Raw genomic sequence first — 14,381 nt, forward strand, 5'->3', positions numbered from 1 at the left:
CAAAGAAGGCGAATGGCTTGGAATGTGAGGGGCACTCCCACGGAAACGAGCATTTATCCAAAATTAGTTGACTTACTGAAGTTCAGTATGGAGAATATATGGACCGAATAGTCCTCGGTCGGAGCCCTCTGCGGCCGGTCCTCTTCTCATGGCTTTACGATGACATCCTCTCCCGCCCCCACACTCGACCCAAAGACATCTCCCTCTTTGACAGAATATCCACATTCACCAGCCCGAAAAATCCTGCGAGGGCTGATCGCCCCGTTGACCGCCTTGCTCCTGGTTCTGGGTTTTGTCGGATTTGTCACGGTGAACTGGGGGAAGTGGACGAGTCTTGCGGCAACGCAAACAACGGATGATGCCCAGATCCGTGCACAAACGAGCCGCCTGGCGAGCCGCATTACCGGAACCGTGCGAACCGTTGCGGTTCAGGATTTCCAGCGTGTTCAAACGGGCGACCTGCTGATCGAGATCGATCCGACGGACTACAAAATTGCCGCAGACCAGGCACAAGCCGGCGTCGCTGCAGCTGAGGCGGCCCTTGCCAATCTTGGCAATCAGCTTGCGCTGCAACGGATCACGATCAAGCAAGCCGAGGCCCAGCGCGACGCCGCGGCGGGCAAAGAGCTCCAGACCCGGCAGGAAAACGATCGGCAGCAAAGCCTGGTGCAAACGGGAAGCACGTCCCGGCAAATAGTCGAGCAGGCAATCTCGGCGCATGTTACGGCCGAGAGCAACCTGCGGGCCGCCGAAACAGCCATTGAGGCACAGCAACTGCAGTTGACCATTCTCGGCGTGATGCAGCAGCAGCGCAGGGCCGATCTGGCGGCAGCGCGTTCCGCCCTCGAAGCCGCTCAAGTGCGCCTCGGCTACACACGGGTTGTCGCGCCATTCGACGGCACCGTCGGCGAAAGGCAGATCCAGGTCGGCAACTACGTCGGCATCGGCACCAGCCTCATCTCGCTGGTACCCCAGTCGACGGTCCATGTCATTGCCAACTACAAGGAAACGCAGCTTCCGCGGGTTGTTCCGGGCCAACCCGTCGAGATTGCGGTTGACGCCCTGCCGGGTGTTGCCTTCAAGGGCCACGTCGAGCGGGTGTCGCCGGCTAGCGGCTCGCAATTCGCGCTTCTGCCTCCAGATAATGCCAGTGGTAATTTCACCAAGGTCGTGCAGCGCATTCCTGTGCGCATATCGCTCGATGAAAACCAGCCATCGCTTGACCGGTTGCGGGCTGGAATGTCGGTCGTCACCCGCATTCGTGCGGACGGAGATCGCGGCTCCGGGGCGCTGCAATGACGAGCCCGATCCCGGCGCTCGACATAGGCCCTATTTCGAAGGGCGCGCGCTCGCATCACCCGCTCTTCGCGATCGGAGCAGTAATGATCGGCTCATACATCGCCTCGTTCGACAGCAGGCTGTTCTCGATCGGGCTCGCCGATTTGAAAGGCGCCTTCTCCCTGAGCTTCGATGAGGGCGCCTGGCTCGGCACCGCGGCGTTCGGGTCGCAGATCCTGATTGCGCCTGCCGTCTCCTGGCTTGCGACAGTTTTCGGCGTGCGGCGGATTTTCGTCGTGCCAAGCCTTCTCTACGCCGCCATATCGCTGATCATTCCCTTTGTCGGCGATTACGAAGCCTTGTTGGTGCTTCATGTGATACGTGGCCTGTTGCTCGGCCTGTTCGTTCCTGCGACGGTGATGATTATCTTTCGGAACCTGTCGATGTCGTGGTGGCTTCCGGCCATTGCTCTATATGCCTTTCGGACGCCCTTCACGCTCAATGCCGGCGTTTCGTTTGGCGGCTTTTACGCCCAGACGATTGGCTGGCAATGGATGTACTGGCAGGACGCGTTGGTCGCACCGCTGATGGGCATCTTCATGTATCTCGGGGCGCCGCATGAGCGCGTGAACCGCGAGCTTCTTTTCAAAGCGGATTGGGGCGGCATGCTGCTCTTCGGTGTCGGTCTCACCTTGCTCTATGTCGGCCTCGACCAGGGCAACCGGCTGAACTGGCTTGAGTCGGGTGTTGTGGTTGCCACGCTCGCAGGCGGCGTGGCGCTGATCCTGGCCTTCTTCATGAACGAGTCGCTCGTACACGAACCTTGGGCGAGCGCCACTGTGCTGATGTCGCGCAACATCAGCCTGATGCTGGTCGCCACTATATTTTTCACGCTGACCTGCATTTCCAACACGACCCTTGTTCCCAACTTCCTGGCCACGGTCGGGCAACTCCGGCCAGAGCAAACCGGCAGCTTGCTGCTTCTCTACGGCACCTTGCCCTTGTTCATCTTGGTGCCCGCATGCGTTTTCCTCCTGAGGCGGATCGACAAGCGGTTCGTGATGATGCTGGGCTTCTCTGCTTTCGCAGCCGCGAGCCTTCTGGGGGCGACCTTGTCTCCCGACTGGCGGCTCGACAACTTCATCCCCGTCGTCGTGCTGCAGTCCATCGGCTACAGCTTCACATTTCTGACTGTCATCGTGTTCGCGGTGGCCAATCTCAATCCCGCAAGGGCGACCGCCTTTTCCGCCTACATCCAGGTGCTGCGCCTTGGCGGCACGCAGATCGGTGTCGCACTCATGGGAACCTACATACGCGTTCGTGAGCAGGTCCATTCCAATTTGCTCGGTCAGCACCTGGGCAATGGCGACGAGAGCGTCACGCAGTCTCTGAACGCATGGACATCGCTGTTCTCGGCGGATGAAATGAGCCTTGGGAATGCAAAGGCCATGAGCGCATTGAGCTCGGCGGTACAGAAGCAAGCCTACGTCCTCGCCTATATCGATGGGTTCTGGTTGACGTTCTGGGTCGGGATCCTGGGACTTGCCACCATCGTGTTCATGGCGCGATCGCCAGCCGGGCCGTTCACACCAAAGGGAACCGAAGCATGAACACCGCCGTTATTCATTCGCTGGCAGACTGGCCCTTGATCTTCCTTACTCTGCGGATTGTGCTGACAACCCTGTTCTGGTCCGACGTCTTTCTCGGCATCGCCAAGTTCAATGACTTCGCGGGCGCGGTGCAAAGGGCTGGCTTACCATATCCGCGCTTCGTTGCAGCGGCGGCGATTGTCTTCCTGAGTGTCACCTCATTGCTGGTCATCACCAATTTCAATCAGTGGGGATGGATCGCAGCAAGCGCGCTCGTTGTCTTCACGCTGTTGACGATTCCATATGGTCACGCCTTTTGGACCTTTCCACAGCCACGGCGGGCACAGGAGCTTCATTTCGTCCTGGAACACATCAGCGTCGTAGGCGGTCTGTTGCTTCTCATCGCCGTGTTCCTGAGCAATGCCGGAGTGAGCCCGGTTTGAAGGCGATGATGATGCACTCCTGACGCATAGCTATTCAGAGATGCTCGGTTCTCAAACCTTCACGACAGTGGTGAATTGAAAGTTCTGAACCGCTCCCCATGGCGTCACGTGCTCATGACGGAGGGATTGAACGAACCTGAAGTGGCTGCCAAGGGTAGCCAGCAAGCGTTCGGCATCGTAACGGGCGACCGGCAGGCCGCTGCATTTTTCCGGTCCATCGAGAGCAAACGTACCGATTACGGCCTTGCCTCCAGACTTGAGGCCGTCCTCCAGTGCGTGAACATATGCTTGCTGGTCTGTCTCGGAAGTCAGAAAATGGAAAGCCGCACGATCGTGCCAGAAGTCGTATTGTCGATCAGGCTTCCAATTTGTGACGTCGGCTACGACCCAGTTTACAGGAGCGTCATCTTCAAGTCGCTTCCTTGCCGTTTCAAGCGCGGCGGCAGACAGATCGAGGACTGTGACGTGAGCTTGATCGAGTAAGAGCAGAGCATCGACCAGCCGCGAGGCTCCGCCTCCGATATCAATGACCGACATGTTCGGAGATAATCCAGCTTCTCGCAGCAGCGCCAGCGACAGGTCGGGCTTTTCCTCGTACCAACTGACATCGGTGTCGGCCTTGCTGGTATAGACGCCTTGCCAGTGACTCTGCTGCTCATGGCTTGCCATTTTTCCGTCCTCCAGAGGCATTCTCCCGACATCATTGTCGCGGGTTGCGGGTGAAACATCAATCGATCGGCGATGACAACTACGAGCTTTTGGGATCGCCAAGTGGCTCAAGCTCGCAGGAGCGAACGAAAGCCACGAGATCTCCAGGCTCGGGCGAAGCTGTTTTTAAAGGCGCACTCTTTTCCCTTGACGCCGTTGCGAGAGCTATGCGTGCGGATCGCCGGCTTTTTCCTGTTTTAGAGAGCAATGCTCGCAATTGCGCATGCAATCGACCCGCGATGCTTCCGCAACCTTCTTTAAATTGACCAACGCAGGTGCCATTGTCATGGCCATACCGCATGATGCGCGCAGATTGAGTATGCAGGGGAGATCGCGTGAAAAGACGCATGTTGCTTATCGCAGGGCTTGTTGCGCTCATCTCAACTTCGGTTTCAGCCGGTCGATTAACTGGCCAATCGACTCTTTCTCAATGGGAGAGCAGCCGACGAGATGACCAGATGGCTTTGGCAAAGGATATCCTTGTCAGGACTGCCAGACGAGACCTCCGCAAAACAGCGGATCTGATGGCTTGCATAGAGAAAGTCGCGCGAGACCCCACTCATGCGAATATACCGATTCATAAGATCGCGTCGCCGTGCCTGGTGTTGATCGACGCGGAGTAATGGTGAGAATTCTATTGCTGCCGGAACACGCGCGGAAGATTTTGAGCGGGATTTTCGGTGAGTGATTTCATGTGGCATTTTGATCAAAGTGGGTGAGATCGTGCTTTGGCATGGACGGCTCCGGCACTATGAATTGCTCCGACTTTATTCGCTTCCGCCGCCGGAAATCTAGCTCTATCGATACTTGCTCGGCTTTCGATGTTCGCGGAAGGCAGCAGTGATGGCACGAAGGCTGTCCTTGGATTTTGGGTCAGACAGGGAAGAGTGCAGTACGACGGATAGAGAAGGTAGCGGTGGCAGGCCGAGCGCGTCGCCGACATCTACGACATCGCTTGGGGCAAGGCGGCGTGGAAACGGCGAAACCGCAAGCCCGGCCGATAGGGCAGCGGCAATCGCAGTTGTCCCGCCGACGAAGACTTCCGTCCATGGGATCGAAGATCGATCAAGCAGCCGGATTGCCATGTCGCGCACGGCGCAGGTCGGAGATAGGGCCGCCAGGGGCAGGGGCTCGCCCGCTCGATGCTCGAAATCCCGTGAAGCATACCAGCCAAAATGCTCTGGCCCTAGGATTTCGCCATCGCGCCTGTCGTCGTCGCTGCGAACGATAACGGCATCGAGCGTACCTTCTTCGAAAGCCTCCAGCAGTGGTCTTGAGATGTCCAGCCGAACTTCTATGGTCAGTGCCGGATCAACCGCTTTAAGGCGTGCCAGCAAGCTCGGTACTTCGGGTCCCATGACATGATTAGCAATTCCCAACCTAAAGCGTCTGCGCGTTACGGAAAGCCCGGCGACGGCACGTTCATGCGCGGCTAGAAACTCCCGAGCAGAAGGAAGGAATGTTTCGCCATGGGCTGACAGACGGACATGACGCGGGGTTCGTTCGATCAGCTTCCTGCCGACGCGCTTCTCGAGGCGCTTCAGCTTCACGCTAACTGTCGCCTGCGTGGTGCCAAGCGCTTCTGCGGCACGTGTGAAGCTTTGGAAATCGGCAATGGCGACAAAGACCTGCACGGCATCGACATCGAGCGACATCACGTAAATCCAAATTTGTTATCACTGATATAGATAGTCATAGCATTTTAACATGATCAAGCACCGGGTACAGATTTGAAAGTCGATGGCGCTTCGTCTTGCAGAATGCACGAACATTGGCACAGACGCCCGAGAGCGTTCCGGCGCCAATCGACAAGGATTTTATGTCGAGAGGCGAAATTATGAGCAATATCCGGCACGGCAACCCAAGGTTTGCCTTGGCTGCCATCTGTCTATCAGCAATGATGTTCGGTCTTGAAATTTCGAGCGTCCCGGCAATATTGCCGACGTTGGAGCGGACCTTGCATGCCGACTTCCAGCAGCTTCAATGGACGATGAATGCCTATACGCTGGCAGTCGCGACCGTGCTGATGGCGGCCGGTACGCTCGCCGACCGTTATGGCCGCAAACGGCTTTTCGTCGGCAGCATGATTGCCTTCGGCCTCAGCTCGCTCGTCTGTGGTATCGCGCCCAACATTGCAATCCTCATCACCGGCCGCGCACTACAGGGGGCGACCGGGGGCGCGATGCTGATCTCCCAGATCGCGGTATTGTCGCAGCAGTATGGCGATGCGCGCGAGCGCGCGAAGGCTTTTGGCTGGTGGGGGATTGTCTTCGGCTTTGGCCTCGGCTTCGGACCGGCGATCGGAAGTGGCATCACCGCGCTTATGGGCTGGGAATGGGTATTTCTCGTGCATGTTCTGATTTCGATCCTGACGGTTTTTCTGGCCGTCGTCAGTGTGCGGGAGACGCGGGATCCCAATGCCCAACATCTCGATATTGCCGGTATCGTTTCGCTATCCGCCGCGGTCTTCTGCCTGGTCTTTTACATCACACAGGGTTCGCAGCTCGGATTTATCAATCCTGTTTCGCTCGGCGCCGCAGCCATTGCGGTTGTTAGCTTCATCGTCTTCATGGCCACCGAGCTGTCCAAGGGTCATCCCATGTTCGATTTTACGGTCTTCAGGATCAGGCGCTTCTCAGGCGCAATCTTCGGGTCGATGGGAATGAATTTCAGCTTCTGGCCCTTCATGATCTACATTCCTATCTGGTTTGAAGCGGGCCTTGGCCTAGACGGGGTTGCAACGGGCATCGCGTTGTTGGCCTATACGCTGCCGACGTTGATTGTGCCGCCGTTTGCCGAACGACTTTTGCTTCGCCGCGGCCCCGGCATCGTGATCCCGGCCGGTCTGTTCACGATCGGGCTTGGCTTCTTGCTTATGAAATTCGGTCCGGCTGCAGGTGAAGCGATCCTGCCGGTCACATTGCTTGGCGCCCTCATCGCAGGTGTCGGCCTCGGAGTGACAAACACACCGGTCACGAACACGACGACGGGTTCCGTTTCGAGTGATCGCGCCGGCATGGCCTCAGGCATCGACATGAGCGCGCGAATGATCTCGCTTGCCGTCAACATAGCGGTGATGGGATTCATTCTGATGAGCGGCATTCTTGCAAATCTGCAGGCCATACTCCCAATATCGGCGGATCCTACCGCGTTGCCCAGGCTGGCGGAGCGGATCGCCTCCGGCAATGTCAGCGCTGTGAACGAATCCATGGCAAAGCTATCCGGCGACATCGCACGCAAAGCGCTTACCGCGGGCTTTGATTGGGTGATGCTCTACGGCGCACTGAGCGTTTGGGGCCTCGCTTTCCTGAGCCTAATCGCTTTCGGGACGAGCGCGCGCGGCAGCGCGACCGCACCGGAGTGAGACTGCGCAAAGCTTGTGTTTATCGTGGCTATTGCGCTGGGATTCGGAGCCACTACTGCTGGTCGCGGAAAAGCGCTCATCGTGTCGAATCGGTCACCGTGAGCGACTCGCCGCGAGCTCATCAGCGATTTTAGTGTTCCTGGCGCAACTAGCATTCTCGCTTATGCGGAGTTGGTTAGCTGCTGTGTCTGCGAATGAGGCCGAACGAGATCGCCCTATTGATTGCCGAAGACCAAGCTCAACCATGCTTGGCGAATTCCTCCGCGGCGATGCTAGTAGCATGCTGAACGGCGGGATAACCACAATAAGGAGCCAAGTTTACGAAGGTTTCGATTATCTCACCACGGGTTGCACCGACATTGAGGGCAGCGGTGATATGCACGCGAAGCGGCGTCTCGGCGGTAATCGTGCCGAGCGCTGCCAGGGCGGCGCAGGTCGTCAGCTCCCTCGTCTTCAGATCGATGCCATCACGGCAAAAGATCTCGCCATACGAGTGTTCGACGATCATTCGTCCAAGGTCCGGCGCAACGTCGTTGAAGCTGTTGATCACCGCATTCCCCGGTGCCCCCGATGTTTGCACGAGTGTGGCACGGCCACGCTCGCGGCGCTCGATGCGACCTTCAGATCTGGTAAACGGTAGGGTCTCGGTGCGGGGCAAGTTCGTTTGCCCGGAAAAGACTTCCTTCGCGACGGAAAAGGCGTTCAGCGCTGCGGGAAAGCCGCAACAGACGCTGAGCTGTATCAGCACTTCGATGATCTCTTCACGCGTGACGCCGGCCGCAAGCGCGCCGCCAAGATGAAGGCGAAGCGCAGCGGCGCGATTGCCGTTTGCAGCCAGCATTGAAATGATCGCGAGTAGTTTGGCTCTCGGATCGAGCCCGTCGCGCGCCAGCGCCTCACCGAAAGCAAACTCGACCGAAAGTCGGGCGAGATCGGGGGAGGCTGTTTCGAAGGCATTAAAATAGGCGGTGACATCGCCGGCCGTGAGTGCACGAAGGGTTGCTGACCCGGTCTGGCTGCGCATGGTGCCGTCGTCGGTTACAGGCGCGAACGGCTCTAGTTCCATGCCACGCTCGGAAAATACGGCCCGAACCAATCCGACTGCGTTGACCGTTGACGGGAATCCGAGGATTGCGACCGAAATGAAGAGGAGTTCCAATAGCGTCTCGGGCCTGCCGCCGGCATTGAGATAACCCGCCATGTGAAATTTCAACTGCGGCTGCGCATTGCCGTCAGCCAGCAGCATGGAGACCGTGCAGAGCTGTCGTAAGGTCAGATCGAGGCCGGGACGCGAAAGTACATCCCCATAGGGATATTCGACAGTGAAGCGCGAAAGATCGGGCGATGTTTCGGCAAGGCTGTTGATTGGGGCGTCGAAATTCTCTCCACCGATTCTCTGAAGAATGGCGAGACCGCGTTCGAACCGTTCCGTGCTGGATGTTTGCATTTGGGCATGGACCTCACGATTGCCGATGGCGAGTAATGCGGCCATGACAGGAAGTCATCGCCGGGGCGCTGCCGATCCACCATCGATTGTTGCTCTCCAAGTGTGCGGATCGCGTTCCTGTGGCATGGCCGCTTTCCGGAGTTCCTTGACTGCATCTCCCACAGTGCTTGTCATCAATCTAATTCATTATTAATATAGTTGCCATGAACAAGGTGCATCTCTCTGGCGTTGATCTGAACCTCCTCGTCGTCTTCGATGCGCTTGTCTCGGAAGGCCATGCCACACGCGCTTCCGAGCGAATTGGGTTGACCCAGCCGGCGGTCAGTCATGCGCTCAACCGTCTGAGGGCTCTGTTTGGCGATCCGCTCTTTGTCCGTTCGCCACGTGGCATGATGCCGACGCCGCTGGCCCAGGAGATTGCTCCAGGCATAAGATCAATCCTCGAGCAGGTGGAGGGTCTTCTGCTCGGCGGTCGCGGGTTCGATCCCGCTTTGAGCAGGCGTCAGTTTACGCTCGGCCTGTCCGACTATGCTGCCTTCGTACTGCTTCCGCGCCTCACCGCACGGCTTGACCGTGAAGCGCCAGGCGTCTCTCTGATTGTCAGGAACACCAGCCACAGTCATGGCCTGGCGATGTTGGAGGACGGCTCGGTCGAGCTGATCGCAGGCAACTTTCCTGAGCCGCCAACTCATATGCGGGAAGAGCTGCTTTACGAAGAAGACTTCGTTTGTGCGTGCCGTAGCGATCATCCCGGCTTCGACGGAGCGATCGACCTCGACCGCTATCTCTCGCTGAGACATCTTCAAGTATCGACGAGAGGCAATCCGAGAGGCCATGTCGATAAGGCGCTTGCGGATAAAGAGTTCAAACGCAACGTCACGGCGACGGTTGGCCACTTTCTTATGGCGCCCATGCTGGCCGATGCGTCTGATCTGGTGGCGACCGAACCCCGTCGTCTGTTCGTGCCGCTTGCCGGGCGTCTCTCGATCAGACTCTTTCCGCCGCCTTTCGACATTCCTCCGTTTAAGGTGGTTCAAACCTGGCATGCACGGCACGAGGCCGATGAAGGCCATCAATGGATGCGGCGCACGCTGCGGGAAGTAGGGCAAGAAGCGTAAGCATGGCCATCGAATTGTCCCGTTCGGGCGCGTTCCGTCTCCCTAATTCCGCGGAACGAGACGTTTCCTAGCGCGCGCATTTCCTGAACCAGTTGCTGAAGATCGCAGGCCGCAATTGCCACGCGCATACGCCATTTCCTACGCCGGGCGACGGGAATTTGACCTCCTGTCAGTTACTCCGAGCCCTTTCCGCATCGGGTTGGCATCCATTCATATCTTCGCTGGCACAGAGGCCGAGCTCTCCGAACAACGAGAATGTGATTTTCATCTTGAAAATTTATCAATATATAATATGTTATAATGTATATTGATCGGCGCAATGGAGCTCGCTATGTCTGCAATCAAAATCTCGGAGAAACTGTCTGTTTCGCATCAGCCAAGTGTCGAAGACATCCAGGCGTTAGCCGGGGAAGGGTTCACGACGCTGATCAATAATAGACCAGATAGGGAAGAAAACACCCAATCCGGGACCCAAGTCGAAAGCAAGGAAGCAAACCGCCTCGGCCTGTCCTATGCTTTCATTCCTGTAACCCCTGATACGATCACCGAAGCCGACGTAAGGGCCTTCCAGAAGACAGTATTGGACTCGAAAGGTCCTGTTTTTGCCCATTGCAAAACCGGCACACGTTCGTTGAGCCTCTACCTGATCGGCGAGGTGCTTGACGGTCGCATGTCTGCCGACGAGGCTGTTGAATTCGGGCGCAGCCGCGGAGCCGACACCTGCGGCGCTAAACGCTGGCTTGAAAAACACACCAGCCGCCGGCCGCAGGTGAAAGGCTTCTTCGACAAGCGCACCTCGAGTGTTCAGTACGTGGTGTCCGATCCAACGAGCCAAAAGTGCGCCATTATCGATCCTGTCCTCGACTTTGACGAGAAGGCCGGTGCGACCGCGACGATCAATGCGGATGCAATCCTCGGCTACATTAGCGATAACGGACTGACGGTCGAGTGGGTCCTCGATACTCATCCACATGCCGACCACTTCTCCGCCGCCCATTACCTAAAAGAGAAGACCGGTGCTCGCACCGCAATTGGCGAGCACGTCGTTCATGTTCAGCGCCTCTGGAAGGACATTTACAACTGGCCCGAGCTGAGACCCGATGGCTCCCAGTGGGACCGATTATTTGCCCATGGCGACACCTTCAAGGTCGGCTCGATCGACGCAAAAGTGCTGTTCTCGCCCGGACACACACTCGCTTCCATTAGCTACGTGATCGGTGACGCTGCCTTCGTGCATGATACGCTCTTCATGCCCGACAGCGGTACGGCACGAGCCGATTTCCCCGGTGGTGATGCACACGCCCTGTGGAGGTCGATCCAGGAGATCCTGGCACTACCAGATGAGGCGCGGGTGTTTACGGGACATGACTACCAGCCGCAGGGGCGCATGCCGCGATGGGAAAGCACCGTGGCCGAACAGAAGAAGTCTAATCCGCATATTGCTGGCGTCACGGAAGCAGAATTCGTGGCGCTTAGAACGGCGCGAGACAAGACGCTACCCATGCCGAAACTCATCCTGCATGCCCTGCAGGTCAATGTTCGCGGCGGCCGTCTGCCAGAGCCGGAGGCTAACGGTAAGCGCTATCTCAAGCTTCCGCTCGATGCCTTGCAGGGGGCGGCATGGGAATGAGTATCAACCTGAAAGAAACGAGAAAGGCAAAGCTCTCTTCAGTCGAAATGGCCGAGAAGGCCGGAGACGTGGCAGATCTCCTGAAGACGCTTTCGCATCCAGCGCGCCTGATGATTGTCTGCACCCTCGTGGAGGCGGAGTACGCCGTCAGCGACCTGGAAGAAAAGGTCGACGTGCACCAACCGCACCTGTCGCAGCATTTGACGGTGCTACGGCACTCAGGAATCGTCGAGACGCGGCGGGAGGGGAAGCAGATTTTTTACCGCCTGGCGGAGAAAAACGCCGCCCGACTGGTTAGCGCTCTCTACGACATCTTCTGCGTTAAGGAAGAAAAATGAATACCTATCTTCTATCTTTATTGGGCGGTTTGCTGATCGGCGCATCGGCCGTAATGCTGCTGCTCCTTAATGGCCGTATCGCCGGCATCAGCGGCATCGTCGGGCGTCTTGTCCAAGGTGTCGGTATGACCACCAACCTCGCATTTGTCCTCGGCCTGCTGCTCGGACCGGTCGTCTACCTGCTTTCTTTAGGCACGTGGCCTGTTGTACAGGTTACCGTAGAGTGGCCGCTAATCATTGTCGCCGGGCTGCTCGTCGGCTTCGGGTCGCGCATGGGTTCGGGCTGCACCAGCGGCCACGGTGTGCTCGGGCTTGCGCGCATGTCGCCTCGTTCCATGGTGGCCGTTGCCACCTTTCTGACGGCCGGGGTGGTTGCGGTCATAGTCTTACGAGGTGTCGGATTGTGAACCGTAGCCTATTCCAATTCGGGGCCGCCCTCGCTTCGGGCATCGTATTCGGTTTCGGCCTGTCCCTGTCCGGCATGTTAAATCCCCGTCGCGTTCAAGGCTTTCTTGACATTTTTGGTGCCTGGGATCCGAGTCTTGCCTTCGTTCTTGGCGGCGCCGTGGTCATTGCCTTCATCGGCGTGCAGGTGATGAAGCGGATGCGGCATCCGGCATTCGACGAGAGCTTTCATGTCCCGACGAACCGGCGGATCGACGCGTCGCTTGTAATTGGTTCGGCGTTGTTCGGCCTGGGCTGGGGAATCGGAGGCTTCTGCCCGGGACCCGCGATTGCGTCCCTCGCCGTTGGCTTGCCACAGACAGCGCTGTTCGTCATCGCCATGTTGGTCGGCATGATTGTATACGACAGAGTGTGGAGCAGCCGGTCTTAGGGAGACCGGTAACTTTTCCGGGGTGTGCACGAACTGGTAGTTTCGGCTGGTTCAGCTTGGTTGCCTCGAAGAAGGAGGCAACGATGGCAGTTAAATGGACGATCATGATCGAGGGAAAGAGTGATTTCGGTGATATTTGCCGAAAGGAGGTTCGCATCGACAAGAGCTGGGAGCGTTTGTTTGATGGTGACCTCGGCCTGTCGATCGAGGACGGCAAGAAAATCATGGAAGCGCTGCAGAACGTGGTCGTGAACCACGAGGCCGAGATCTATTCCCTTTTTCGCCGGGTCTGCCCGGACTGCCATACGTTCCGGGCGGTAAAAAATTACACGACGCAGCGCATCAGAACCGTGTTTGCCACGGTGAGGGTTCGCAACCCCGTTGGATGCTCTGCAGCGATTGCTATCCAGGCATGGTAAGTGCCTTCGCGCGGCTGAAGGAAATCTGCCCCGATCGGGCGACAACTAGCTGATGGAGTTGACTGCGCGACTAGGAAGCACTCTGCCCTATCGGCAAGCAGCAAATTTGCTCACCAGATTTCTGCCTATTGAGCCAAGCGAGACGCACGCGACCGTGCGCAAACGTACAATCAGGGTCGGCGAGCGGATCGACAGTCAGATTGCAGAGGAAGAATGGCAAGCAAAAAGGGAGATGGAGGAGCGACATCAACTTGAAATGCCGCTTCCCGGTGATCGGCGCAGAGAGTTCGCCATCAGCATCGATACCGCTCATGTCCGTAGCGCCGAGCCCGGTTCAGCGCGCAACTTCGAGCTTGTTGTGGCCCGATGCGGTCGTGGTGATAGGGCTGATGCCGGTGGCCGCTATTTCGCTACCGCCAGTACAGAGCAGACGACGATCCGCGATCGAGCTCTGCATGCGCTTCGACGAGAGGGATATCGCGGTCATGGCGACGTTACCGTGCTCCCGATGGCGCTGAAATCCTCAAGCGCCTGCCACGCGCCATGCCGAAACCGGCAGCCCATATTATCGACTGGTTCCACATTGCCACGCGGATCCAGCCCATGCAGCAAATCGCGGACTTCATGGTGCGATCCCAATTGGATCTCTTCGAACCTAGTTCTTCCATCGACAGGAAGATCTCAGTGGTGAAGTGGCTCTCGTGGCACGGACGTGTTGATCGCGCCGTCAGTGATATCGAGGGGTTGTTGGAACGGCTGAAACCCTCACTGCAAAAAGGCGCCTTCTCGCTCGTAAGGCTTCACAGTCTCGGTTCGCAACTCTTGGCCTATATTCGTTCGAACCGCAGTGCGATCGTCAACTATGGACAGCGCCATCGAGCCGCGCTTCGTGTCGCCACCACCCTCGCCGCGCCAGCGGTAAACTCGTTGGTCTGCAAGCGGATGGTCACGAAACAGCAAATGTGCTGGACTGTCCACGGCGCTCACATGCTCATGCACGTTCGGACGGCCGAGATCAATGGAGTGGTTCGCGATCGACTGCGGGCACCCTCTCGACAGCCAGGACCCAACATGCCTTCTCTGTTCAAGCCCGTGCCGCCGCTCCTGCACGCCGCGTAACCCCAGAGACGTTACTTGTCTGTAACCAGAACAGATTGTCTGACCCATGCTATCGTAGGTTTTACGTCTCATTCGCGTGGCTGGGTTCGCACC

15 protein-coding genes are annotated in these 14,381 nt (G+C 57.8%); 11 read left to right on the plus strand and 4 right to left on the minus strand.

The features are described from left to right. Positions 1-264 precede the first annotated feature (264 nt). From QD461_RS23650 to QD461_RS23660, 3 genes are read left to right on the plus strand one after another with little or no spacing between them, the layout of a single operon-like run. Positions 265-1,299, plus strand: coding sequence for an HlyD family secretion protein (locus tag QD461_RS23650; protein ID WP_414089921.1), 1,035 nt, complete (start codon positions 265-267; stop codon positions 1,297-1,299). Beyond that, positions 1,296-2,888: an MFS transporter gene (locus QD461_RS23655; protein WP_414089922.1), complete on the plus strand. Its 1,593-nt coding sequence runs from the start codon at positions 1,296-1,298 to the stop codon at positions 2,886-2,888. The genes QD461_RS23650 and QD461_RS23655 overlap by 4 nt, the downstream gene beginning before the upstream one ends. Further along, the gene (locus tag QD461_RS23660) at positions 2,885-3,310 is read left to right on the plus strand and encodes a DoxX family protein (RefSeq protein WP_414089923.1); all 426 of its coding nucleotides are present in this window, start codon (positions 2,885-2,887) and stop codon (positions 3,308-3,310) included. Before QD461_RS23655 ends, QD461_RS23660 begins: the two co-directional genes overlap by 4 nt. Before the next feature lie 51 nt (positions 3,311-3,361). Here the strand turns inward: QD461_RS23660 and QD461_RS23665 are convergent, their stop codons facing one another. Beyond that, a complete protein-coding gene (locus tag QD461_RS23665; protein ID WP_414089924.1) occupies positions 3,362-4,081 on the minus strand; it encodes a class I SAM-dependent methyltransferase in 720 nt (239 codons plus the stop codon). A 734-nt stretch (positions 4,082-4,815) separates the two neighbouring features. Further along, a complete protein-coding gene (locus tag QD461_RS23670) occupies positions 4,816-5,673 on the minus strand; it encodes a LysR family transcriptional regulator (protein ID WP_414089925.1) in 858 nt (285 codons plus the stop codon). A gap of 182 nt (positions 5,674-5,855) precedes the next feature. Here QD461_RS23670 and QD461_RS23675 point away from each other — a divergent pair, with 182 nt between their 5' ends. Further along, complete coding sequence (locus QD461_RS23675) at positions 5,856-7,382, plus strand: MFS transporter (RefSeq protein ID WP_414089926.1); 1,527 nt, start codon at positions 5,856-5,858, stop codon at positions 7,380-7,382. A 238-nt stretch (positions 7,383-7,620) separates the two neighbouring features. Here the strand turns inward: QD461_RS23675 and QD461_RS23680 are convergent, their stop codons facing one another. After that, entirely contained in the window at positions 7,621-8,874 is a 1,254-nt protein-coding gene (locus QD461_RS23680) for a carboxymuconolactone decarboxylase family protein (RefSeq protein WP_414089927.1), read from the minus strand. Positions 8,875-9,032: 158 nt separating this feature from the next. Here QD461_RS23680 and QD461_RS23685 point away from each other — a divergent pair, with 158 nt between their 5' ends. The 6 genes from QD461_RS23685 to QD461_RS23710 all read left to right on the plus strand — a co-directional run bounded on the left by QD461_RS23685 (position 9,033) and on the right by QD461_RS23710 (position 13,169). Continuing rightward, positions 9,033-9,947: a LysR family transcriptional regulator gene (locus QD461_RS23685; protein WP_414089928.1), complete on the plus strand. Its 915-nt coding sequence runs from the start codon at positions 9,033-9,035 to the stop codon at positions 9,945-9,947. Positions 9,948-10,278: 331 nt separating this feature from the next. Beyond that, complete coding sequence (blh, locus tag QD461_RS23690; RefSeq protein ID WP_414089929.1) at positions 10,279-11,577, plus strand: bifunctional sulfur transferase/dioxygenase Blh; 1,299 nt, start codon at positions 10,279-10,281, stop codon at positions 11,575-11,577. Beyond that, positions 11,568-11,915 carry a sulfite-sensing transcriptional repressor BigR gene (gene bigR / locus QD461_RS23695; RefSeq protein ID WP_414089930.1) on the plus strand — a complete coding sequence of 116 codons (348 nt, stop codon included), beginning with the start codon at positions 11,568-11,570 and terminating at the stop codon, positions 11,913-11,915. Before blh ends, bigR begins: the two co-directional genes overlap by 10 nt. Then, a complete protein-coding gene (locus QD461_RS23700) occupies positions 11,912-12,322 on the plus strand; it encodes a YeeE/YedE family protein (RefSeq protein ID WP_414089931.1) in 411 nt (136 codons plus the stop codon). The genes bigR and QD461_RS23700 overlap by 4 nt, the downstream gene beginning before the upstream one ends. Next, positions 12,319-12,750 carry a DUF6691 family protein gene (locus QD461_RS23705; protein ID WP_414089932.1) on the plus strand — a complete coding sequence of 144 codons (432 nt, stop codon included), beginning with the start codon at positions 12,319-12,321 and terminating at the stop codon, positions 12,748-12,750. Before QD461_RS23700 ends, QD461_RS23705 begins: the two co-directional genes overlap by 4 nt. Positions 12,751-12,806: 56 nt before the next feature. Next, complete coding sequence (locus tag QD461_RS23710; protein ID WP_414089933.1) at positions 12,807-13,169, plus strand: hypothetical protein; 363 nt, start codon at positions 12,807-12,809, stop codon at positions 13,167-13,169. Between the two features lie 334 nt (positions 13,170-13,503). On the opposite strand, the gene QD461_RS23715 is transcribed toward QD461_RS23710, so the two are convergent. Continuing rightward, positions 13,504-13,656: a hypothetical protein gene (locus QD461_RS23715; protein WP_414089934.1), complete on the minus strand. Its 153-nt coding sequence runs from the start codon at positions 13,654-13,656 to the stop codon at positions 13,504-13,506. A gap of 56 nt (positions 13,657-13,712) precedes the next feature. On the opposite strand from QD461_RS23715, the gene QD461_RS23720 reads away from it, so the two are divergent. Further along, positions 13,713-14,288 carry a hypothetical protein gene (locus QD461_RS23720; RefSeq protein ID WP_414089935.1) on the plus strand — a complete coding sequence of 192 codons (576 nt, stop codon included), beginning with the start codon at positions 13,713-13,715 and terminating at the stop codon, positions 14,286-14,288. Positions 14,289-14,381 lie beyond the last annotated feature (93 nt).

The sequence above is a fragment of the Rhizobium sp. BR 314 genome (assembly GCF_047445805.1).
GTDB classification, from domain to species: Bacteria; Pseudomonadota; Alphaproteobacteria; order Rhizobiales; family Rhizobiaceae; genus Rhizobium; species Rhizobium lusitanum_B.